This is a genomic window from Streptomyces sp. NPDC002088, from assembly GCF_040296605.1.
Taxonomy (GTDB): Bacteria; Actinomycetota; Actinomycetes; order Streptomycetales; family Streptomycetaceae; genus Streptomyces.
This window is the reverse complement of record NZ_JBEOXO010000008.1, coordinates 158,605-181,363: the sequence shown is the minus strand read 5'-3', so window position 1 is coordinate 181,363 and position 22,759 is coordinate 158,605. Positions and strand designations below refer to the sequence as shown.

Here is a 22,759-nt window from a genome sequence, read left to right as displayed (position 1 = left end):
CGTGCTCCTCGGATCTCAGCTCGCGATCGGGGCCAGGACGACCAGTGCCGTCCCCGCCTCCACCTGGTCGCCGGGTCTGGCCAGGATCTCGGCCACCACACCGGCGGCCGGGGCGTGCACCCTGGACTCCATCTTCATCGCCTCCAGGGCGAGCAGCGGCTGTCCGGCCGCCACCTCGTCGCCCGGTTCGACGTTCACCTGCCACACGGACGCGGCGAACTCGGCCTCGACCAGCCGCCCGCCCGCCGGGACCGTCACCTCGGCCGGAGGGGCCGCGGGCGCGGCCGCCGCCTCCGCCCGGGTGAACTCGCCCGCCGCCTCCCACGCGTCCCGCTCCGCCGCGAACGCGGTCTGCTGTCGTGACCTGAACTCCTGGATGGATTCGGCGTGTTCGGTCAGGAACGCCTGGTATCCGGCGAGGGAGAAGGTCCCCTCCTCGATGCGGGGCACGAAGCGGCCGGAGGTGATGTCGGCGCGCAGGTCGAGGAGTTCGTCGGCGTCGACCGGATACCACTTGATCCGGTCGAAGAAGCGGAGCAGCCAGGGCGAGCCCGGCTCGAACGCGCCGCGCTGCTGCCAGGCCGACCACACCTGGGTCGTGCGGCCCACGAACTGGTAGCCTCCGGGGCCTTCCATGCCGTAAATGCACAGGTACGCCCCGCCGATGCCGACCGAGTTCTCGGCCGTCCAGGTACGCGCCGGGTTGTACTTCGTCGTCACCAGGCGATGGCGGGGGTCTAGGGGAGTCGCCACCGGGGCGCCCAGGTACACGTCGCCCAGGCCCAGGACCAGGTACTCCGCGTCGAAGACCGTGCGGTACACGTCCGCCACCGACTCCAGGCCGTTGACCCGGCGGATGAACTCGATGTTCCACGGGCACCAGGGGGCGTCGTCGCGCACGCCCGCCATGTAGCGGGCGATCGCCTCCCGGGTCGCCGGGTCGTCCCAGGAGAGGGGGAGGTGGATGGTGCGGGAGGGGACGACCAGCTCGTCGGTGGGCGGGAGCGCGGCGGCCATCTCCCGTACGGTGGCGAGGAGTTCGGGCTGAGGGAGGCGGTGCGGGTCCGCGTGGATCTGGAGGGAGCGGATGCCGGGGGTGAGGTCGGTGACCCCGTCGAGCCCGGCCTCGGCCACCGCCTCCATGAGGGCGTGCACGCGCATGCGCAGCGCCAGGTCCAGCTGCATGGGGCCGAACTCGACCAGCAGGTTGTCGTCACCGCTGCGCCGGTAGGTCACGTCGCCGTCCCGGGCCAGCACCCCGCCGTCCACGATCTCCGGCCGCGGTGAGCCGTCGACGTCCACGGGCGTGAAGCGCACCGTGTCGCCCGGGCGCAGCTGGCCCAGCTTCCACCGCTCGGCGCTCAGTACCGTCGCGGGACACACGAACCCGCCCAGCGAGGGGCCGTCCGGGCCGAGCAGCACCGGCATGTCGCCGGTGTAGTCGACGGCACCGACGGAGTACGGGGTGTCGTGGATGTTGGACGGGTGCAGGCCCGCCTCGCCGCCGTCGGTGCGGGCCCAGCGCGGCTTGGGACCGACCAGGCGTACACCGGTGCGCGCCGAGTTGAAGTGGACCTTCCAGTCGGCGGCGTAGAAGTCGCGGATGTCGTCCTCGGTGAAGAACTCGGGTGCCGCATGGGGGCCTTCGGCGGCGCCGATGTGCCACAGCGAGCCGTAGGCCGGCCGGTCGGCCTCGGGCACCGGTGTGCCCTCGGTGACCGTCCCGCCGTGCAGGACGTCGCCCGTGCGCAGCGCCCGGCCGCCGTGCCCGCCGAAGCGGCCTAGGGTGAAGGTGCTCGCGCTGCCGAGGAAGGCGGGCACGTCCAGGCCGCCGCCCGCGAACAGGACGTAGGTGCGCAGGCCGTGCTCGGTGGGCGCCCCGATCGCGAGGACGGCGTTCGCCGGCACCGTCACCGGCTCCCACTGCGTTACGGGCGTGCCGTCGACCGTGACCGGTGCCGGGGCGCCGGTCACGCACACCGTCGTGGAACGGGTGAAGCGCAGTGACGGTCCCTGGAGGGTGCACTCCAGGCCCGGCGCGCCCTCGTGGTTGCCGAGCGCCCGGTTGCCGAGCCGGAAGGACAGGTCGTCCATCGGGCCGCAGGGCGGTACGCCGACCTGCCAGTAGCCGGTGCGGCCCGGCCAGTCCTGCACGGTGGTGAGCGTGCCGCCGGAGACGACCTCGACGCGGGGCGTCGGATCGGTGACGTGCGCGAGGGTCGCCGTCGAGTGGGTCGCGGTCAGGAAGTCCCGGTCCGTCAGCGCGGCACGCACCAGTCCCAGGTTCGTCTCGATGCCGTCGACGCGGGTGCGGGCCAGTGCCTCGTCGAGCCGTCGTAGCGCGTGGTCCCGGTCGGGGCCGTAGGCGATGACCTTCGCGAGCATCGGGTCGTACGACGTCGTCACCTCGGTGCCGGTCTCCACCCAGCCGTCGACGCGCACCCCGTCCGGGAACTCCACCCGGGTCAACAGGCCGGCGCTGGGACGGTGTTCGCGTGAGGGGTCCTCGGCGTAGAGGCGGGCCTCGACGGCGTGGCCGCGTGGGGTGCCCGGGTCGCGCACGACGTCCTGTTCGCCGCGGGCCAGCCGCAGCATCCAGGCGACCAGGTCGACGCCGTAGACCTCCTCGGTGACCGGGTGTTCCACCTGGAGACGGGTGTTGACCTCCAGGAAGTACGCCTCCTCGCGGGCGGCGTCGTACACGAACTCGACCGTGCCGGCGGAGCGGTAGCCGACGGAGGCGCACAGGTCACGGGCGGACGCGGCGAGTTGTGCGCGAACGTGTGGGGGGAGCCCCGGCGCGGGCGCCTCCTCCAGGACCTTCTGGTTGCGGCGCTGGAGGGAGCAGTCGCGGTCGCCGAAGGTGACCACCCGGCCCTCCCCGTCGCCGAAGACCTGCACCTCGACATGGCGGGCGTGCTCGACGAGCCGCTCCAGGAAGACCCCGGCGGAGGAGAAGGACGCGGCGGCCACGCGCTGGACCCGGTCCCAGGCCTCGGTCAGTTCGTCGACCGAGTGACATGCCGACATGCCGATGCCGCCGCCACCGCCGGTGGCCTTGAGCATCACGGGGTAGCCGATGCGCGCGGCCGCCTGCACCGCCTCCTCCAGTGAGGCCAGCAGCCCCGTCCCGGGCGCCAGCCGTACCCCGGCCGCCTCGGCCGCGGCCCGCGCGGTGTGCTTGGCGCCGAACAGCTCCAGCTGTTCGGGCGTCGGGCCCACGAACACGATCCCCGCGTCCTCGCAGCGGCGAGCGAAGGCCGCGTCCTCCGACAGGAAGCCGTAGCCGGGGTGGATCGCCCCCGCGCCGGTGTCCTTGGCCGCCTTCAGCACCAGGTCGGCGTCGAGGTACGACTCCTTCGCGGGCGGCGGGCCGAGCCGCACCGCCTCGTCGGCGAGCCGGACGTGCGGGGCGGAGCGGTCGGCGTCGGAGTACACGGCGACCGTGCGCAGGCCGAGCTCGCGGGCCGTGCGGATGATGCGGACGGCTATCTCGCCGCGGTTGGCGACCAGCAGCGTGGAGAAGGTCATGCGCCCGCCCCGGTGATCGTCATCTCCACCGCCGTCGGATCGAAGCCGTTGCACGGGTTGTTGATCTGGGGGCAGTTGGAGACGAGGACCAGGACGTCCCGCTCGGCGCGCAGGGTGAGGGCCAGGCCCGGCGCGGAGATGCCGTCGACGATGCCGAGGGTGCCGTCCTTTTCGACGGGCACGTTCATGTACCAGTTGATGTTGGAGACGAGGTCGCGCTTGCCGAGCCCGTACCGGGCGCCCTCGGCGAGGAAGTTGTCCACGCAGGCGTGCTGCGACCAGGTGTGATGGCCGTAGCGGAGGGTGTTGGACTCCTTGGAGCAGGCACCCCCGACCGTGTCGTGCCGGCCGACGTCGTCGGCGACCACGGTCATCAGCGGAGTGTGCTCGTTGGACAGCAGCACGCTGCCCGTGGTCAGGAAGATGGTGCCCTGCGCGTGGATGGTGTCGGGCGCGCTGTAGCGGACGGACGTGTCGTGGGCGTCGTAGACCAGGAAGTCGACGGCCTGGTTGCCGTGCAGGTCGGTGATGGTCAGCGTCTCGCCGGCGCGGACGACGGACGACCAGGCGGCGCGGGCCGCGACCACGGTCTTCGTGCTCATGCGAGCCCCCTCGAGGCGAGGAATTCGGCGGTGTTCAGGAAGGCGCGGCGGCCCTCGGGCGTGGCGTCCCACAGGGGGTCGCCGGGCCTGGTCGCCTCCGCCCGCCACGCGAGCACCTCCAGCGGGGTGCTGACGTACTCGGGGCGCGGATCGGCCGGGTGGGACGCGTTGGCGATCAGTACGGTCACGTCCTGTTCGGCGCGCAGCGTGACGCTGCCGCCCGGGCCCGCCGAGCCGGTGAAGTCGAGCGTGCCGTCGTCGCGGACCTCCACGCCCTGGAAGAACGACAGTGACGGCGGCAGGTCGCGCGGCTCGAGGCCGTTCTTGGCGGCGGCCAGTTTGAACAGCTCACGGCCGGCCGGGGAGGCGGACTGCGGGGTGCCGTCGCCGTACCGCTCGGTGTTCCGTACGAGAGTGGAGGTGCCGCACAGCGCGTCGTGCCGGCCGGAGGTGTCGGAGACGACCGAGGCGAGGACACGGCCCTGGTCGGAGAGGAGGAGCTGCCCCTCACCCAGGTACGCGTTCCACTGGACCTTGACCGTGTCGGCGACGTTGAGGCGCTCCCAGGGCCGGTCGGCCACGAAGAGCAGCAGGTGTGCGCAGGCGTCGCCGCGCAGGTCGGTCAGGCGCAGCTCGGTGCCGCGCGCGAGGACCCGGTGCGTGTAGTTGCCCCCGGCCACCGTCTCGGCCCACACCAGATGGCCCGCCTCGCAGGGCGGCGTCGGCCAGTTCCCCGCCGGTACGACGGGCATGGCGTCGGTGCGCCTGCCCTCCTGGGCGCGCGCATGGTCGCGGGCTCCGTATGTGGTCGCTGTCGCCATCGCGGGACCTCCGGCTCGGGTTCGCTCGTGCGGCTTCACTTCGGTGTTCACTCGTGCGGCTGCCTATTTCTGTCGCCCGACAGAAATTAGGGGCGGGTCGCGTCGCCGGCATTGCCCCCGCGTTGCCGAGCGGTTACCGACCCCTCACGGAGATCGGCGGGAGGGGCCGTGTGCGAGGATCGAACGCATGGGGACGAGCAGTGGGCGCAAGGTCGGCAGGCCGCGGGCCGCACAGCGGCCGGACAATGGACTGGAGCCGCGCGCCGAACTGCTCTCCGCCGCCGCGGAGTTGTTCACCACGTGCGGCTACGCGGCCACGACGACACGGGCCGTCGCCGAGCGGGCGGGCATGCGGCAGGCGTCCATGTACCACTACGTCTCCGGCAAGGAAGAACTCCTCGCCGCGCTGCTGGAGTCCACGGTCACGCCGTCGCTGGCGTACGCCTGTGAACTGCTCGCCGACGACATGACGCCGGCCGAGGACCGGCTGTGGCGGCTGTGCCGGGCCGACGTCGAGCTGCTGTGCGGCGGTCCGCACAACCTCGGGGGCCTCTACCTGCTGCCCGAGGTGCGCACCGAGCGCTTCGCCGGCTTCCACGCCGTACGCGCGGAACTCAAGGACACCTACCGGCAGTTGCTCGCCGCGACCGCCGCGGGCGGCGTGCTCGTCAAGAGCGAACTCGATCTGCGTACGGACCTGGTGTTCGGGCTGATCGAGGGCGTCATCCTCGTGCACCGCTCCGACCCGGAGCGGCCGGTGTCGGCGTTCGCCGAGGCCACCGCTGACGCGGCGCTGCGTATCGCCGGGGTCTGAGCCCCTGATTCGTCTGCACTCATTACGGTGAGTGGTTTTCGTACGCCCGTACGACGTAACGCGTCGTGTTCGATTCGCGGCTCAGCGTGCAAATGGGGCTGAGGGTACTCCTCTCGCGAGGGCGATTTCAGGGGCTCACTGAATATGACACGACGATGATCCGGTCGGACTAAGCTCGCCCGCAGCGCACCGAGTTGGGATGTATTCGTGCGCTTGTTCCCAAATGTTTAGCAGATCACGATTCGTTTCGAGGGCCTACATGGTGAGTGTTCAGTCCCCTCCAGATCGCCGCGACCTTCCCTACGTACGTGTGCTCTTGCTGCCCGCCATACTGATGGCCGCGGCGACCGGGGCCGCCGTCGCCCTGGTGGCGCACTCGGCCCGGATCGCCGTCGGCCTGTGCGGCGGTGTCGCCACGCTCCTGGTGATCGCGGCCGGGGCCGAGGCGGTCCGCCGCGGCCGCCGCCTCCAGGAGGCACGCGCCGAGCACGCCCGTCACCGTGCGTACCTGGAACGGTGTGTCGCCGCACACGACGAGGTGAACCTCCGCGTCGCCAAGGAGGTCCTGCCCACCGCGCTGAAGGTGATGCGCGGCGGAAACTCCCCCGGCGAGGTGATGCGTCACCTCATCAACTCGGATCCCGCCTACAGCGACCTCTCCGACGCGCACCGCACCGTGGTCAAGACGGTGCTCGACATCGTCGACCACCAGGAGATGATGCGCGACTCCGCGCAGCGCTCCTTCGTCAGCGTCGCCCGGCGCGTCCAGGCGATCGTCCACCAGCAGGCCAGTGAACTGCGGGAGATGGAGGAGGACCACGGCCGCAACCCCGAGGTCTTCGACGACCTGCTGCGCATCGACCACGGCACCTCGCTGATCGGCCGGCTCGCCGACTCCATCGCCGTCATCGGCGGCGGCCGCCCCGGCCGTCAGTGGCCCCAGCCCGTCCCGCTGTACAGCGTGCTGCGCGGCGCCATGTCGCGGATCCTGGAGTACCGCCGCATCAAGCTGGACTCCATCGCCAAGGTCAACATCCGTGGCATCTCCGTCGAGCCGCTCATCCACGCGCTCGCCGAGCTCATGGACAACGCCACGCGCTACTCGCCGCCGCAGACCAACGTGCACGTCAACGCCGTAGAAGTGCAGACCGGCATCGCCATCGAGATCGAGGACGCCGGCGTCAGCCTCAGCGAGGAGGCTCGCGCCAAGGCCGAGGGCCTGCTGGAGGCCGCCAAGGCCGGCGTCGACGTCCAGGACCTCAGCGACACCCCGCGCCTGGGCCTCGCGGTCGTCGGCCGTCTGTGCACGTCGTTCAACCTCCAGGTCTCGCTGCGCGCCTCCGCGTACGGCGGCGTCCGCGCCGTCCTCATCGTGCCGAGCGAGATGATGACCTCCGACCCCGCGCCCGGCTTCGCGCACGGCATCGGCGCCACCGCCGTGCCCCAGATCGAGCTCGGCGCGCTCGAGGGCCCCAAGCGGCCGCCCAAGAAGCGCCGCCCCACCAGCCCGCGTATCCCGGCCTCGGTCTCCTCGGTCTCCATGGAGGACGACGTGCCCGAGGTCACCGAGTGGACCGACAAGGGCCTGCCGCAGCGCCGCAGCCGGATGAAGACCCCACTCGTCCAGCGGTTCGCCGAGGCCGCCGCCTCCGAACGCGCGGCACGCGAGGGCAAGCCCGACATCTGGACGCAGGCTCAGGCCGAACCCAAGCCCAAGAAGGACGAGCGTGAACCCGGTCTGTGGGTCGAGGCCTTCTGGGAGGGACTCAAGAAGGACAACCCGGGCCCGGACCCGACCGACTTCACCCGCAACCCGACCGCGTACATGCATCTCATCAACAAGCCGGCCCGCCCCGAGGCCGACGACGAGGGGGATCTCAAGTGATCCAGCAGCGAGCGAACTTCGACTGGATGCTCAAGGAGCTCTACAAAAGCGTTCCAGGCATCGAGATGATCGTGGTGCTCTCGGCCGACGGACTGCGTATCGCCCGCTACGCCGGCGACCCGGACGCCGCCGACCGTGTCGCCGCGGCCTGTGCGGGCCTGCAGAGTCTGGCGAGCGCCGTCGCCCAGGAGATCCCGACCAGTGACGGCGAGATGAAGGTGGTCATCATCGAGCTGAACGGCGGCTACTTCTACCTGATGGCCGCCGGCGACAACGCCTATCTCGCGGTCCTCGCCGACGTGATCTGCGAACCCGGGAACATGAGCGCCCACATGCGTGACCTCGTCGTCCGCATCGGCTCCCATCTGACCAGTCCGCCCCGGCGCAACGGGCAGACCGTATGACTCCTCCGCAACGCCAGCGGCGACACCCCACGGAACCCCCGTCTGCCCAGCCCGAGAAGGAGGGCGAGCGGAAGAACCCCGAGCGGCTGTACGTCATCACCGGCCCGGACGGCGAGCGCGTGCCCCTCGACCTGGTGTCGTTAATCGTGGCGCGCGCCGAGCCGCCCTCGTCCGCCACGCCGGAGCAGTCGGCGGTGCTCCGGTTGTGCGCCAACCCACTGTCCGTGGCGGAGCTGTCGGCCTACCTCAGCCTGCCGTTCAGCGTGGTGACCGTGCTGATCACCGAGATGCTGGCGGTGGAACTGGTGCAGGTGCGCGCCCCAATCGTCCGCCAGCAGCTCCCTGACCGTTCCCTCCTCGAAGCGGTGATGCATGGACTTCAAAGGCTCTGACACGGTCCCCGGCCCGCGGGCCGAGGATCATCTGCCGCACACGGCCCAAGCCGCGGCCAAGATCGTCATCGTGGGCGGCTTCGGCGTCGGCAAGACCACCATGGTCGGCGCGGTCAGCGAGATCAGGCCGCTGACCACCGAGGAAACCATGACACAGGCCGGTATCGGAGTCGACGACAACTACGGCTCCGACACCAAGACGGCCACCACCGTGGCCATGGACTTCGGCCGCATCAAGATCACCGACCAGGTGGTGCTGTACCTCTTCGGCACCCCGGGCCAAGAACGCTTCTGGTTCCTGTGGAACGGGCTGTTCGAGGGCGCGCTCGGCGCCGTCGTACTCATCGACACCCGCCGGCTCGAGGTCAGCTTCGACGTCATGGGACAGCTGGAGGAGCGCGGTGTGCCGTTCGTGGTCGCCGTCAACTCCTTTCCCGACGCACCCCGTTACCCCATCGACGACCTTCGCGCGGCACTCGACCTGGCGCCGGCGATCCCGATCATCGAGTGCGATGTCCGCCGCCGCGCCTCCAGCCGCGACGTCCTGCTGACCCTGATGCGCTTCCTGCACTCCATGGCCCTCTCCGGCAGCCTCATCTGATCACCGCACGCCTCCCCACTTCTGGACCGACCTTAAGTTTTCTCGGAGCGACCACCGTGACGCCTGAACACCACCCCACGACCGGTACGGACGACCTCATGAGCGGCCCGCCCCCCGGCTGTCCCGCGCACGGCCGCGGCCCCGGCGGACTGCACCGGATCTACGGCCCCGAAGCAGCGGACCTGGGCGACCTGTACGAGCAACTGCGGGACGAGTACGGCCCCGTGGCGCCTGTCCTGCTCCATGACGACGTACCGATGTGGGTGGTCCTCGGCCACGCCGAGAACATGCACATGGTGCGCACGCCCTCGCAGTACACCCGGGACACCCGCATCTGGAACCCGCTGCTGGAGGGCGCGGTCAAACCCGACCACCCGCTCATGCCGCACATCGCCTGGCAGCCCATCTGCTCCCATGCCGAGGGGGACGAGCACCTGCGGCTGCGGGGGGCGGTCATCGGCGCCATGTCGACGATCGACCACCGTGGCGTCCGTCGGCACATCTACCGCTACACCCAGCGACTCGTCAACGACTTCTGCCGGAAGGGGCACGCCGACCTGGTCAGCCAGTTCGCCGAGCACCTTCCGATGGCCGTGCTGTGCGAGATCCTCGGCATGCCCGACGAGTACAACGACCGGATGGTGCAGGCCGCCCGCGACGCGCTCAAGGGCACCGAGACGGCGATCGCCAGCCACGGCTACGTCGTGGACGCGCTGAGCCGGCTCACCACCCGCCGCCGGGCCCAGCCCGAGGAGGACTTCACCAGTCACCTGATCATGCACCCGGCGCGGCTCACCGACGACGAGGTCAGGGAGCATCTGCGGCTGGTGCTCTTCGCCGCCTACGAGGCCACGACGAACCTTCTCAGCAACGTGCTGCGCAGGGTGCTCACCGACCCGGGCTTCGTGGCCCGGCTCAACGGCGGGCAGATGACGGTGCCCGAGGCGGTCGAGCAGTCCCTGTGGGACGAGCCGCCGTTCAGCGGCATCCTGGGCTACTTCGCCAAGCAGGACACGGAGCTGGGCGGTCAGCGCATCCGCAAGGGTGACGGGCTGCTCTTCGCCCCCGCCCCGGGCAACGTCGACCCGCGGGTACGCCCCGACCTGTCCGCCAGCATGCAGGGCAACCGCTCCCACCTCGCCTTCGGTGGCGGCCCGCACGAGTGCCCCGGGCAGGACATCGGCCGCGCCATCGCCGACGTCGGCGTCGACGCGTTGCTGAGGCGGCTGCCGGACGTCCAACTCGAGTGCGATGAGGACGAGTTGCGCTGGACGGAGTCGATCGCCTCGCGGCATCTGGTGGATCTGCCCGTGGTGTTCGAGCCGAAGCCGGAACAGGACGTGACGGTGGCGCCGACCCACGGCAACCCGATCCCGTCGCAGCGCTCCACCTGGCAGGTCGGCACGCTCGGGCCGCAGCCCGCGCAGGCTGCCGCCCCGGCACCGGCACCCCAGCCGGTCGCGCCCGCACAGCCCGCTGCGGCGCAGCCCGCTCCTACGCCGGAGGAGCCGCCCCGCCGGCCGGGCGCCTGGCGGCGCCTCCTGCGCTGGTGGCGCGGTTACTGACCGGCCCACTCTCCGTACGCGGACCACGCGGCGAGTGTCCGCCCGCTGCGGAACCGGTGCGCCGCCCCCGTGACCGGATCGGTGAACTCCAGCTCCCGCGCCAGCAGTTGCAGCGGTCGCCGGAAGTCACCGTCCGGTACGGGGCCGGTCACCACGGGATACAGCGGATCACCCAGGATCGGCACGCCCAGCGTGTTCAGGTGCACCCGCAGCTGATGGGTCTGACCGGTGGCGGGCAGCAGCCGGTAACGGCCCAGTGCGGCTGCTCGGTCGCCTGCTCGATCGGTACGATGCTCGATCAGCTCGACGCGGCTGACCGCGTTCGGCTCGCCCTCGACCTCGCGCGCGGCCAGCACCCCGCGCTCCTTCACGATCCGGCTGCGCACCGTCCGGGGCAGGGCGAGCGAGGGATCGTACGGGGCGACGGCCTCGTACTCCTTGCGTACCCGCCGGTCGCTGAACAGCGTCTGGTACGCGCCGCGCTCCTCGGGCCGCACCGTGAACAGCACCAGCCCGGCCGTGAGCCGGTCCAGCCGGTGCGCGGCGCCCAGCGTGGGGATGCCGAGTTCCCGCCGCAGCCGGGCCAGCGCGGTCTCGGTGACATGGCTGCCGCGCGGTGTCGTGGCCAGGAAGTGTGGTTTGTCGGCGACGACGATGTGCGCGTCGCGGTACACGACCTCCAACGGGAAGGGCACCGGCACCTCGGCGGGCAGCTCCCGGTGGAACCACACGTAGGTCCCCGGCGCGTACGCCGCCTCCGGTGGCACGGCCCGCCCGTCCGCCCCGACGATCAGTCCCGCGTCGAACATCCCGGCGACCACGCCCGCCGCCGCCCCCGACATCCGCTCCACCAGGTACGCGCGCACCGTGTCCCACGCCCCCTCGGCGGGCAGCCGCACCCGCACCGGGTCCACCCCGTGGCGCTGGGGCAGCGGGGAGGGCGGTGGCGGGGTTCGGCGTCTCATCGCCGCCCAGCCTACGAGGCGGCGCAGGGCACCGGCGCGGCGCGCGGCGCCGGAAAAGTACTGGGCCCGCCCGCGGCCCGCTGGGGCACCGGCGCGGCACAGGGCGCTGGCGCGGCACACGGCATCGGCGCGGCGCGCGGCGCCGGAAAAGTACTGGGCCCGCCCGCGGTCCGCTGGGCACGATACGGACCATGCCCTTCCTGACGACCGACGTCCTGCCCGCAGGCACCCTCTCCCGCGCACCTCAGCCCAGCCTCCTCACCGGCGACGGCCTGGTCCTGCGGCCCTGGTGCACCGAGGACGCGCCCGCGGTCCACCGTGCCTTCCAGGACCCGGCCATGCATCAGTGGCACGTCCGCGCCGCCGACTCCGAGGACGAGGTCGGCGGCTGGATCGAGGAGTGGCGGCAGGCCTGGACGGGGGAGCGTGACGCCCAGTGGGCCGTCGCCGACGAGACCACCGGCCGGCTGCTCGGCCGGGTGGCGCTGCGCGACATCGTGCTCGCCGACGGCGTGGCCGAGGTCGCCTACTGGACCGTGCCGGCGGCCCGGGGCCAGGGGGTGGCCGCGCGGGCCACGGCGACCCTGGCCGCCTGGGCCCTCGACGGGATCGGTTTCCACCGTCTGGAACTCACCCACGCCACCGCCAACGAGGCGTCCTGCCGAGTCGCCGCCAAGACCGGCTTCGCCCTGGAGGGCACCAAACGCAGCGCGGGCCTCCACCGAGACGGCTGGCACGACATGCACCTGCACGCACGCGTACAGGGCGACTGACTCAGGCGACCGCTGTCTCCGGTACCACGGCCCCGGCCGCCGCCCGTTTGCGGTACGTCCGGTAGGCCACGCCCGCCGCGAGTGCCACCGCCAGGAACAGCACCGTGAACCACTGGAAGTACCAGTGTCCGCCCGCCGGGTCGTACACCGCCGCCCGCGGCCAGGCGAGGTTGACCGTCATGAGCAGGCCGTACAGGAGGGCGAGCGCGTTGACGGGGACGCCCCAGCGGCCCAGGGAGAACAGCGGGGTGCCCGTCTCGTCGGTGCCTTCGGTGGTGAACTCGCCGCGCAGGCGCCGTACCAGCAGCGGGCCGGTGACCATCGCGTAGGCCAGGTAGAGCATCACGATGCAGGTGGTGCCGATGGCCAGGAACGCCTCCGGGGAGGCGAAGTTCAGCAGCAGCAGGGCCGCGGCGAGGACGCCGACGACCAGGGCGGGGGCGCTGGGCATGCCGGTGCGCGGGTTGACCTTCGCCAGGCGGCGGGAGAAGGGCAGTTGGCCGTCGCGGGCCATCGAGAACAGCATGCGGCAGGCCGCGGTCTGGATCGCCAGGGTCGCCACCGCGATCGCCACCACCACGTCGGCCAGCAGGAGCTTGCCGACCCCGTCGCCCAGGCTGCTGGTGAGGACGTAGCTGAGGCCGTCCACCGCCAGGTGTCCGTCGGTGAGGCTGGGCGCCGCGAGCAGGCCGCCCAGCACGATCAGCCCGCCCAGCAGGCCGGCCGCGCCGAGTGCGGTGAGGATCGTACGGGGTGCGGTGCGCCGGGGGTTGTGCGTCTCCTCGCTCATCTCGCCCGCACTGTCGAAGCCGATCATCACGTACGCCGCCGTGAACGAGCCCACGAGCAGCGCGCCGAACAGGCCGTCCTGGGCGGCGCCTTCGGTGTGGAAGGTGATGCCGGGGGAGCGCTCGGAGTGGGTGAGCAGAAGGACGACGATGAGGACCGCGCCGATGATCTCGGCGGTCACACCGACGCGGTTGACCACGGACATCACGCGGTTGTCCAGGACGTTCACCAGGGTCGTCAGGGCCAGGAGGACCACGCCGAGCAGCGCTGCGTTGGCCGCGCCGTCCGCGGAGGTCGGTGCCGGGTCGTCGCCGATCAGCTGGAAGCCGGACCAGATCGCCGGCAGCACCATCTGGAGGGCCAGCGCCGCCGCCGCGACCACCACGATCTGCCCGATCACCATGATCCAGCCGGCGAACCAGCCGAAGGAGGCGTTCGCCAGGCGTGAGGACCACTGATAGATGGCGCCCGAGATCGGGTAGCGGGCGGCCAGTTCGGCGAAGCAGGCGGCCACCAGCAGCTGTCCGACCAGCACCGCCGGCCAGGCCCAGAAGAAGACGGGGCCGCCGAACGCGTACCCGAAGGCGAAGAACTGGAAGACGGTCGTCAGGACGGAGATGAAGGAGAACCCGGCCGCGAACGACGCGTACCGGCCGAGGCTGCGGTGCAGTTCCTGGCGGTAGCCGAACTCGGCGAGGGAGTGGTCGTCGGGGGAGTGGGGTGGGTCGGGGCGAACGTCGGAGGGGGCGGTTGTCGTCACGGCGGCACCTGCCTTCGGCGCGGGGAGCGGAGAGTGGTGCGGAATTCCTGTCAGGCGACAGAAATTAGGGACGGGCTGTTTCGCGCGCGTCACGCCGGCATGTCCGCGACGGGCCCAAGTCCTCACGCCCTTGCCGCGCGCACAGAAACGCGATACATCGTGTCTATTGACGCTCGCCGCTCAATCGCGATATGTTCAGTCGCGATATGTTCGGCCGCGGATATTCGGAGGCGAGGTGGTCGGGATGGCAAAGCGCCGCAAGCTCGGCAACCCGCTGGCGCTCGCCGTGATGGTGACCCTTTGGCAGAAGCCGATGCATCCGTACGAGATCGCCCAGACCCTGCGCCGCCAGGGCAAGGACGTCAGCATGAAGATCAACTACGGCTCGCTGTACACGGTGGTGCAGAACCTCGAGAAGCACGGCTTCGTGGAGGTCACCGAGGTCGAGCGCCAGGGCAACCGCCCCGAGCGCACGGTCTACGGCCTCACCGAGGCCGGGCGCGAGGAGATGACCGGTTGGCTCTCCGATCTGCTGGCCGTTCCGGTCAAGGAGTTCCCGATCTTCGAGACCGCGCTGTCGCTGTGCGGTGCGCTGCATCCGGACGAGGTGGTGCGGCTGCTGAAGGAACGGGTGCAGAACCTGGACGTGCAGGCGGCCAGTGGGCGCGCGGCGCTGGAGAAGCTCTGTGAGTCGCTCCCGCGGCTCTTCCTCGTCGAGCTCGAGTACCAGTTGCACATGGTCGAGGCGCAGGCGGACTGGGTCCGCGGTCTCCTGGAGGAGATCGAGAAGGGCTCGCTGCCGGGCGTCGACGGGTGGCGCCACTTCCATGAAACGGGGGAGCTGCCACCGGAATTCACCTGAGAGAAAGACCCCGACCGAGCTGTTGCAGCAGCTCCGCCGGGGTCTCGAACCCCGAACTGAATCCGCCGTGAGGCAGCTCCAGGCGATCGAGGTGCGGCACACCCAGGATAGCCCGGTGCTCTTCATGCGGATCAGACGTATCGCTGTACATCCGCTTATTCATGGGGAGCTGTCGTCATGAGTAGTACCCGTGCGCCCGCAGTGGAGGCGCGCCAGCTGATCAAGACCTACGCCGGTGATGTCACCGCCCTGCGCGGCATGGACGTCACCGTCGAACCGGGCACCGTCTTCGGGCTCCTCGGGCCCAACGGCGCCGGCAAGTCCACCACCGTCAAGATCCTCACCACCCTGGCCCGCCCCGACTCGGGCTCGGCGACCGTCGCCGGGCACGACGTGCTGCGCCACCCGGACCGGGTGCGCCGCGCGATCGGCGTGGTCGCCCAGAGCTCCGGCGCCGACCCGGTCGCCACGGGCCGCGAGAACCTCCAACTCCAGGGCAGGCTCTACGGGTTGAAGGGCGCCGCACTCAGTGCGCGCGTGGACGAGCTGCTCGACCGCTTCAGCCTCGCCGACGCCGCCCGGCGCCAGGTCAAGGGCTACTCCGGCGGTATGCGGCGCCGTCTCGACGTCGCCCTCGGCCTGGTGCACCGGCCCGAAGTGCTTTTCCTCGACGAGCCCACCACCGGCCTGGATCCCGAGGCCCGCACGGCGATGTGGGACGAGATCGACCGGCTCGCCGGTGAGGAGGGTCTGACCATCCTGCTCACCACGCACTACCTCGAGGAGGCCGACCGGCTCGCCGAGCGCATCGCCATCGTCGACCGCGGCCGGGTCGTCGTCGAGGGCACGCCGGACTCCCTCAAGGGCGAACTGCGCGGCGACGCCGTCCACCTGGAGCTGCGGGAAGCGGTCGGTGAGGCCGGCCGTACCCTCCTCGAGGGCGCCCTCGGCGGACTGCCCGGCATGCACGAGGTGCTGGTCGACGGGCGCCGCGTCAGCGTCCGCGCCGACGACGGAGCAGCCGCCGTACCCGCACTGCTCGGGGCTCTCGAACGCGCCGGGGTCGGTGTAGCGGCCGCGACCGTCGCCCGGCCCTCCCTCGACGACGTCTACCTCCGCTACGCGGGCCGCCGATACTCCGAGGCCGACGCCGAAGCCACCGAGAACCTCGTCCTCGCCGGAGGTGCGCGATGAGCACGGCCGTCTCCCAGACCTGGTACATGACCCAGCGCCAACTCATGGTGTTCGCCCGCCAGCCGGCGTACGCGATCATCACCCTGATCCAGCCGGTGATCTGGCTGTTCCTGTTCGGCAGCCTCTTCAAGAAGGTCGTCGAGCTGGGCGGCTTCGGTACCACCTCGTACCTCGACTACCTCGTCCCCGGCGTGGTCGTCATGAGCGCCCTCAGCTCCAACATGTGGGCGGGGATGACGACCCTCGACGAGATCCAGCGGGGCACCCTCAACCGGTTCCTGACCACGCCGGTCAGCCGGGCCGCGCTGATGAACGGGAACGTCGTCAACAACGGGCTGGTCACCGCGTTCCAGTCGGTCGTCATCGTGCTGCTCGGCCGGCTGGGCGGTGCCGACTACCCGGGTGGCATCGGCGGCATCATGATCCTGGTCCTCGCCGCCGTGCTGCTCGGCACGGTCTTCGGGGCGCTGTCCAACGCGCTGGGCATGCTGGTGCGCGAACGGGAGTCGATCATCGGCATCAACACCTTCCTGCTGCTGCCGCTGACGTTCCTCTCGAGTGCCTTCATGGCGCCGTCCCAGATGCCCTCCTGGATGCGGCACATCGCCGATTTCAACCCGCTCGACTGGGCGATGGTCGCGGGCCGTTCGGCACTGTCCGAGAACCCCGACTGGGGTGACGTGCTGAGCCGCGGCGGTGCGCTGCTGGCGCTCGCGGTGGCGGCGGTGTGGCTGTCGATCCGGACGTTCCGGTCGTACCAGCGGTCGGTGTGAGCACACCGTGAAGTCACGCGGGGGCGGCACCTCGACGAAGTGCCGCCCCCGCGCACGTGTCACGCAGTCGGCGCCGCGCCCTCCTGCTCCGCCTCCACGCGTGCGTTCCACTCCCGCTTGGAGGCCTGCCAGCCGTCCTCGTTGTGGCCGAGCCGCCAGTAGCCGGAGATCGACAGGTCCTCGCGCGGGAATTCCCGCTCCACCCGCAGCAGCCGGCGCAGCTCCTTCACGAAGCCGGCCTCGCCGTGCACGAAGGCGTGGACGCGGCCCTCGGGGAAGTCCAGGCCCCGGACCGCCTCGAGAAGCTTCTCGCCGATGGGCCGGTCACCGCGGTGCAGCCAGACGACCTCCACATCGGAGTCGACCTTCTGCTCCTCCTCGGGTCCCGCGACCTCCACGAAGGCGTGGGCCACCGCGCCCTCGGGCAGCGCCTCCAGTGCGGCCGCGATCGCGGGCAGCGCGCTCTCGTCACCGGCCAGCAGGTGCCAGTCGGCGCCGGCGTCGGGGGCGTAGGCGCCGCCGGGGCCCATGAAGCGGACGGTCTCGCCCGGCTGGACGCGCATCGCCCACGGCCCGGCGAGGCCCTCGTCGCCGTGGATGACGAAGTCCAGGGTCAGCTCGTGGTTCTCGGGGTCCCAGGCGCGCACGGTGTAGGTCCGGGTCACCGGCCACTGCTCGCGCGGGAACTCGGCCCGGATCCGCTCCATGTCGAAGGGTTCCGGGTAGGTCGCGCCCTCGGCCGGGAACAGCAGCTTCACATAGTGGTCGGTGCAGGTTCCCGCGGTGAAGGCGGCCAGACCCTCGCCGCCGAGTACCACGCGCTGCATGTGCGGGGTCAGCCGTTCGGTGCGGACGACCTGCGCGGAGTGGGGCTTCCGCGGTTTCCGTGCCGGACGTTCTGCCATGACGGCCTCCCAGTGTTCCCAAGCTTAGGTTTACCTAAGTTAGCATCTCTTGCCTCAGTTAACTCCCCCTTGATGAGAGGTTCATGAACCCCTCGCGCAGAGCATGGCTTTCCGCCGGTAGAGATGTCATTTCCTGAAACGAGAACAATGATTACGCGCCCAGTGTGGTGAGCAGCCGCTGCAGTGACCCTCCCAGTCCCCAGCGCACCGCCAGCTCCTCCAGTGCCGCCGCGTCGCGCGGGTGACGCGGCAGTGCCGTGTCGACGTCGGGCAGCGGGACGTCGTCGGCGACCCGGACGACCTTCGGCGCGACCGCCACGTACGGCCGCGCCTCGTCGAGCCGCTTGCGCTGCGACGGCGTGAGCTTCGCCTTCGGGTCGTCCACGGCCGCCATGATCCCGGTCAGGTCGCCGAACTCGGCCAGCAGCTTGGCCGCCGTCTTCTCGCCGATACCGGGCACGCCCGGCAGGCCGTCGCTCGGGTCGCCGCGCAGCAGCGCCAGATCCGCGTACCCCGGCCCGTCCACCCCATACTTCTCGCGCAGCCACGCCTCGTCGGTCAGCTGCAGCGTGCCCACGCCCTTGAGGGGGTACAGCACGCGCACCCCGCGCGCGTCGTCCACGAGCTGGTACAGGTCGCGGTCGCCGGTGACGATGTCGACCGGGCCCTTCGCGCGCGCGGTGAACGTGCCGATCACGTCGTCCGCCTCGTACCCCGCGACGCCCACGCGGGCGATGCCGAGTGCGTCCAGGACCTCCTCGATGACCGGCACCTGGGGCGACAGGGTGTCCGGCACCTCCTCCTCGTCCGGGCCGGCCTCGTGCTCCTCGGCGACACGGTGCGCCTTGTACGACGGGATCAGGTCGACCCGCCACCGCGGCCGCCAGTCCGCGTCCATGCAGGCCACCAGGTGCTCCGGGTGGTGGTCCTTGGCCAGCCGGTCGATGAACTCCAGCAACCCGCGCACGGCGTTCACCGGCGTGCCGTCCGGTGCCCGCACGGAGTCCGGCACGCCGAAGTAGGCGCGGAAGTACAGCGAGGCGGTGTCGAGGAGCATCAGTCGTCCGGTCACGCTCGCATCATGCCGTACGGCACCGACAGCCACTCGTCAGGGCGACAAGGATCGTGCGCGTGGCGGATGTGAGCGGGTGTAAACGAGCTGTGAACTGGGCCACTGATGCGTTTGGCCGGTTTGTTCGGGGGCAGGCGCGGCTTCGGAGCGACGCCGGTTGCACATTCAATGTTTGCGGTCGGCCACCGCCCCTTTCCCTGTCCCCGAGAAGAAGAGGCATGCGTGTCAGCCAGGCTTGAGGCCGAAAACCTCTACAAGGTGTTCGGCAGACGACCGGACCAGGCAGTCGAGAGACTGCGCCAGGGAGCCGACCGGGAGGAGCTGCGCGCCGACGGCACCACAGCCGCCGTGATCGACGCCTCCTTCACCGTGGAGCCGGGCGAGATCTTCGTCGTCATGGGCCTGTCCGGGTCCGGAAAGTCCACGTTGCTGCGCATGCTCAACGGCCTGCTGGAGCCGACGGCCGGGCATGTCCGCTTCGGCGGCCAGGACCTGACCGCACTCGGGGACCGCGGACTGCGCGAGGTCCGCTCGAAGAAGATCAGCATGGTCTTCCAGCACTTCGCGCTCTTCCCGCACCGCAGCGTCCGCGACAACGCCGCCTACGGTCTGGAAGTGCAGGGCGTGCCCCGCGCCGAGCGCGTACGCCGCGCCGACGAGGCGCTCGCCCTGTGTGGCCTGGCCGGCTGGGAGAAGTCCTGGCCCGACGAGCTGTCGGGCGGCATGCAGCAGCGCGTCGGCCTTGCCCGCGCGCTCGCCACCGACGCCGACCTGCTGCTCATGGACGAGTCCTTCAGCGCCCTCGACCCGCTGATCCGCCGCGACATGCAGGACCAGCTGCTCGAGCTGCAGAAGACCCTGAAGAAGACGATCGTCTTCATCACCCACGACCTCAACGAGGCCATGCGCCTGGGCGACCGTGTCGCGATGATGCGCGACGGCCGGATCGTGCAGATCGGCACCGCGCAGGACATCCTGATGCGTCCCGCCAACGACTATGTCGCCTCCTTCACCCAGGATGTCGACCGCTCCCGGGTGCTGACGGCCGGCGCGGTCATGGACCGTGACGTGCGCGGCGACGAGGCCGACTGCGACTGCGAGACCGCCACGCCCGAGACGCCGTTCACCGATCTGTGCGCGATCAGCGCACGGGTGTCGCACCCGGTCGCGGTGCTCGACGCGAAACGCGCACTCGTCGGGGTCGTCCCACGACAGCGCCTCATCGGTTTCCTCGGCGACGAGCCGGCCGCCGCCCCCGGCACCTGCGACTCCCCGCGCGACAAGGGCGACAAGGGCGGCGAGAAGGTGGTGGCCCGTGCCTAGGATCCCGCTCGGCGACTGGGTCAACGACGCGGTCGACTGGCTGCTCGGCCATGTGTCCTGGCTCTTCGACTTCCTCAAGACCGTCTTCACCGGCACCTACGACGGCATCGACGCCGTCCTGCAGGCCCCGCAGCCGCTGCTGCTCGCCGGCATCCTCGCCGTGCTGGCCTTCTGGCTGCGCGGCACCCTCGCTGGTGTCCTCACCTTCGTGGGGTTCGCCTTCATCGACTCCCTCGAGCTGTGGGACGACGCGATGGTCACGCTGTCGCTCGTCCTCGTCGCCACGATCATCGCGCTGGTGATCTCGGTGCCGGTGGGCATCTGGGCAGCACGCTCCAACCGGGTCAGCGGGCTGGTCCGGCCGGTCCTGGACTTCATGCAGACGCTGCCCGCGATGATCTACCTCATCCCGGCGATCCTCTTCTTCGGCACCGGCGCCTCCGCGGGCATCGTCGCCACCCTGATCTTCGCGCTCGCCCCGGGTGTGCGCATGACCGAGCTGGGCATCCGGCAGGTCGACAAGGAGTTGGTCGAAGCCGCCGAGGCGTTCGGCACCACGCCCCGCAACACCCTGCTGCGCGTCCAGCTGCCGCTGGCATTGCCCACGGTGATGGCGGGCGTCAACCAGGTGATCATGCTCGGCCTGTCCATGGCCGCGATCGCCGGCATGGTCGGCACCGGCGGTCTCGGCGGCGACGTCAACGAGGCCATCGGCCAGCTCAACGTCGGCCTGGGCTCCGAAGCAGGCGTCGCGATCGTGATCCTCGCGATCTACCTCGACCGGATGACCAGCGCCCTCGGCACCCAGGTCTCCCCGCTCGGCCGCCGCGCCGCCGCCAAGGCCCGTGCGGCCCAGGGCCTGAAGATCTGGTCCTACCGGCCCCACCCGCAGGTCGCCGTGGTCGGTGTCGTGATCCTCGGCCTGGTGGCGGGCGGCATGGGGATCTTCGGCAGCGGCGACGGCGGCTCCGCGGCCGTCGCCGACGGCAAGGACGTCGGCCAGGGCAAGAAGATCACCATGGGTTACATCCCCTGGGACGAGGGCGTCGCCTCCACCTACCTGTGGAAGGAGATCCTCGAACAGCGCGGCTTCCAGGTGGACGCCAAGCAGTACGACGCCGGGCCGCTCTACACCTCCCTCGCCCAGGGCAGCGTCGACTTCGAGACCGACTCCTGGCTGCCCACCACGCACGCGCAGTACTGGAAGAAGTACGGCGACCAGCTCGACGACCTCGGCGCCTGGTACGACAAGACCTCCCTGGAGCTGAGCGTCCCCTCGTACATGAAGGACGTCGACTCCCTGGACGACCTCAAGGGCAAGGCGTCGACCTTCGGCGGGAAGATCACCGGCATCGAGTCCAGCGCCGGCGAGATGGCCCTGCTCAAGAGCAAGGTCCTCAAGGAGTACGGCCTGGACAAGGAGTACAAGGTCGTCGACAGCTCCACGCCCGCGATGCTGGCCGAGCTCAAGCGCGCCTACAGCAAGAAGGAACCGATCGTCGTCACGCTCTGGTCGCCGCACTGGGCGTACAACGACTACGACCTCAAGAAGCTGAAGGACCCCAAGGGAGCCTGGGGCGAGGGCGACGGCGTGCACACGCTGGCCCGCAAGGGCTTCGCGGACGACAACCCGGTCGTCGGCAAGTGGCTGAAGAACTTCAAGCTGAACGAGAAGCAGCTCACCAGCCTCGAGGCCGAGATCAACAAGGCGGGCAAGGGCAAGCAGCAGGACGCCGTACGCGCCTGGCTGAAGGACAACCCGGGAGTCGTCGACAAGCTGGCTCCCGTGCAGAGCGGCTCCGGCGCCACCCCGGCCGAGGCCAAGCGCGCCGTGGACGTCGCCTGGTTCCCGTGGGACGAGGACGTCGCCGTCACCTACCTCTGGAAGAACGTCCTGGAGCGGCGCGGCTACCAGCTGAACCTCAAGCAGATGGACGTCGGCCCGGTCTACACCGGCCTCGCCTCCGGCGACCTCGACCTCAACTTCGACGCCTGGCTGCCCTACGCCCAGAAGAACTACTGGGACAAGAGCAAGGACAGACTCAAGGACCTGGGTACCTGGTACCAGCCGACCTCGCTGGAGATCGCTGTGCCCTCCTACGTCAAGGACGTGAAGTCCCTGGAGGACCTCAAGGGCAAGGCGTCGACCTTCGACGGGAAGATCATCGGCATCGAGCCGGGCACCGGCGAGATGAACCTGCTCAAGACGAAGGTCCTGCCGGGCTACGGCCTGGACAAGGAGTACAAGGTCGTCGACGGCTCCACACCGGCGATGCTCGCCGAGCTCAAGCGCGCCTACGCCAAGAAGGAGCCCGTCGCGGTCGTCCTGTGGTCGCCGCACTGGGCGTACAGCGAGTACGGCCTGACCAAGCTGAAGGACGACAAGAAGCTCTTCGGCGAGGGCAACACGATCCGTACCATCTCCAACGAGAAGTTCCCGGAGCAGTACCCGCAGCTCACGAAGTGGATCAAGAACTTCAAGATGAGCGAGGACGAGCTCGGCAGCCTGGAGAGCGAGATCAAGGAACGCGGCCAGGGCCACGAGGAGGAAGCGGTCGCGGCCTGGCTGAAGGAGCACCCGGACATCGTCGACCGCATGACACCGCAGCAGTAGTCGCTGCGCCGACCGCCACCCGAGGGGTGGGCCTGACCACGCGTCCTGACAGCGTGTGGTCAGGCCCACCCCTCGGGTCATGTCCGCAGGCCGAGGTGCGTCCGTACGCTCGGC

At 70.5% G+C, this 22,759-nt stretch carries 19 protein-coding genes; 12 read left to right on the top strand and 7 right to left on the bottom strand.

Going from position 1 to position 22,759, the window contains the following annotated elements:
• Positions 1-15 precede the first annotated feature (15 nt).
• Genes uca through ABT114_RS19355 form a run of 3 tightly spaced genes read right to left on the bottom strand, consistent with a single transcriptional unit; the run spans position 16 to position 4,954 of the window.
• Positions 16-3,531: an urea carboxylase gene (gene uca, locus ABT114_RS19365; protein ID WP_351144018.1), complete on the bottom strand. Its 3,516-nt coding sequence runs from the start codon at positions 3,529-3,531 to the stop codon at positions 16-18.
• Positions 3,528-4,133, bottom strand: a complete 606-nt coding sequence (locus ABT114_RS19360; RefSeq protein ID WP_351144017.1) for an urea amidolyase associated protein UAAP2 — start codon at positions 4,131-4,133, stop codon at positions 3,528-3,530. The genes uca and ABT114_RS19360 overlap by 4 nt, the downstream gene beginning before the upstream one ends.
• Complete coding sequence (locus ABT114_RS19355) at positions 4,130-4,954, bottom strand: urea amidolyase associated protein UAAP1 (protein ID WP_351144016.1); 825 nt, start codon at positions 4,952-4,954, stop codon at positions 4,130-4,132. The genes ABT114_RS19360 and ABT114_RS19355 overlap by 4 nt, the downstream gene beginning before the upstream one ends.
• A gap of 187 nt (positions 4,955-5,141) precedes the next feature.
• Here ABT114_RS19355 and ABT114_RS19350 point away from each other — a divergent pair, with 187 nt between their 5' ends.
• The 6 genes from ABT114_RS19350 (at position 5,142) to ABT114_RS19325 (ending at position 10,615) form a co-directional block, all read left to right on the top strand.
• On the top strand, positions 5,142-5,768 hold the full coding sequence (locus ABT114_RS19350; protein ID WP_351144015.1) for a TetR/AcrR family transcriptional regulator: 627 nt from the start codon (positions 5,142-5,144) through the stop codon (positions 5,766-5,768).
• Positions 5,769-6,027: 259 nt separating this feature from the next.
• A complete protein-coding gene (locus tag ABT114_RS19345; RefSeq protein ID WP_351144014.1) occupies positions 6,028-7,653 on the top strand; it encodes an ATP-binding protein in 1,626 nt (541 codons plus the stop codon).
• Positions 7,650-8,057 (top strand): roadblock/LC7 domain-containing protein, encoded by a 408-nt coding sequence (locus tag ABT114_RS19340; RefSeq protein ID WP_351144013.1) that lies wholly within the window; start codon positions 7,650-7,652, stop codon positions 8,055-8,057. Before ABT114_RS19345 ends, ABT114_RS19340 begins: the two co-directional genes overlap by 4 nt.
• Entirely contained in the window at positions 8,054-8,449 is a 396-nt protein-coding gene (locus ABT114_RS19335; protein ID WP_351144012.1) for a DUF742 domain-containing protein, read from the top strand. The genes ABT114_RS19340 and ABT114_RS19335 overlap by 4 nt, the downstream gene beginning before the upstream one ends.
• Positions 8,430-9,050: a GTP-binding protein gene (locus tag ABT114_RS19330; protein WP_351144011.1), complete on the top strand. Its 621-nt coding sequence runs from the start codon at positions 8,430-8,432 to the stop codon at positions 9,048-9,050. Before ABT114_RS19335 ends, ABT114_RS19330 begins: the two co-directional genes overlap by 20 nt.
• 56 nt (positions 9,051-9,106) lie before the next feature.
• The gene (locus ABT114_RS19325) at positions 9,107-10,615 is read left to right on the top strand and encodes a cytochrome P450 (protein WP_351144010.1); all 1,509 of its coding nucleotides are present in this window, start codon (positions 9,107-9,109) and stop codon (positions 10,613-10,615) included.
• Here ABT114_RS19325 and ABT114_RS19320 read toward each other — a convergent pair.
• Entirely contained in the window at positions 10,609-11,580 is a 972-nt protein-coding gene (locus ABT114_RS19320) for an RluA family pseudouridine synthase (RefSeq protein WP_351144009.1), read from the bottom strand. The two genes, ABT114_RS19325 and ABT114_RS19320, sit on opposite strands and share 7 nt — an antisense overlap.
• 191 nt (positions 11,581-11,771) lie before the next feature.
• Between ABT114_RS19320 and ABT114_RS19315 the strand changes: the two genes are divergently transcribed.
• Positions 11,772-12,353: a GNAT family N-acetyltransferase gene (locus ABT114_RS19315; protein WP_351144008.1), complete on the top strand. Its 582-nt coding sequence runs from the start codon at positions 11,772-11,774 to the stop codon at positions 12,351-12,353.
• A 1-nt stretch (position 12,354) separates the two neighbouring features.
• Here the strand turns inward: ABT114_RS19315 and ABT114_RS19310 are convergent, their stop codons facing one another.
• Positions 12,355-13,902: an amino acid permease gene (locus ABT114_RS19310; protein WP_351144007.1), complete on the bottom strand. Its 1,548-nt coding sequence runs from the start codon at positions 13,900-13,902 to the stop codon at positions 12,355-12,357.
• Positions 13,903-14,146: 244 nt separating this feature from the next.
• On the opposite strand from ABT114_RS19310, the gene ABT114_RS19305 reads away from it, so the two are divergent.
• The 3 genes from ABT114_RS19305 to ABT114_RS19295 all read left to right on the top strand — a co-directional run bounded on the left by ABT114_RS19305 (position 14,147) and on the right by ABT114_RS19295 (position 16,731).
• Positions 14,147-14,764, top strand: coding sequence for a PadR family transcriptional regulator (locus ABT114_RS19305; protein ID WP_351144006.1), 618 nt, complete (start codon positions 14,147-14,149; stop codon positions 14,762-14,764).
• Between the two features lie 177 nt (positions 14,765-14,941).
• The gene (locus ABT114_RS19300) at positions 14,942-15,958 is read left to right on the top strand and encodes an ATP-binding cassette domain-containing protein (RefSeq protein WP_351144005.1); all 1,017 of its coding nucleotides are present in this window, start codon (positions 14,942-14,944) and stop codon (positions 15,956-15,958) included.
• On the top strand, positions 15,955-16,731 hold the full coding sequence (locus ABT114_RS19295) for an ABC transporter permease (RefSeq protein WP_351144004.1): 777 nt from the start codon (positions 15,955-15,957) through the stop codon (positions 16,729-16,731). Before ABT114_RS19300 ends, ABT114_RS19295 begins: the two co-directional genes overlap by 4 nt.
• Before the next feature lie 59 nt (positions 16,732-16,790).
• Here ABT114_RS19295 and ABT114_RS19290 read toward each other — a convergent pair whose 3' ends face one another.
• Both ABT114_RS19290 and ABT114_RS19285 read right to left on the bottom strand, forming a co-directional pair.
• Complete coding sequence (locus ABT114_RS19290) at positions 16,791-17,636, bottom strand: siderophore-interacting protein (RefSeq protein ID WP_351144003.1); 846 nt, start codon at positions 17,634-17,636, stop codon at positions 16,791-16,793.
• A 151-nt stretch (positions 17,637-17,787) separates the two neighbouring features.
• Positions 17,788-18,708, bottom strand: coding sequence for a 5'-3' exonuclease (locus tag ABT114_RS19285; protein ID WP_502988343.1), 921 nt, complete (start codon positions 18,706-18,708; stop codon positions 17,788-17,790).
• A 222-nt stretch (positions 18,709-18,930) separates the two neighbouring features.
• Between ABT114_RS19285 and ABT114_RS19280 the strand changes: the two genes are divergently transcribed.
• Entirely contained in the window at positions 18,931-20,031 is a 1,101-nt protein-coding gene (locus tag ABT114_RS19280; RefSeq protein WP_351144002.1) for a quaternary amine ABC transporter ATP-binding protein, read from the top strand.
• The gene (locus ABT114_RS19275; RefSeq protein ID WP_351144001.1) at positions 20,024-22,645 is read left to right on the top strand and encodes an ABC transporter permease/substrate binding protein; all 2,622 of its coding nucleotides are present in this window, start codon (positions 20,024-20,026) and stop codon (positions 22,643-22,645) included. The genes ABT114_RS19280 and ABT114_RS19275 overlap by 8 nt, the downstream gene beginning before the upstream one ends.
• Positions 22,646-22,759 lie beyond the last annotated feature (114 nt).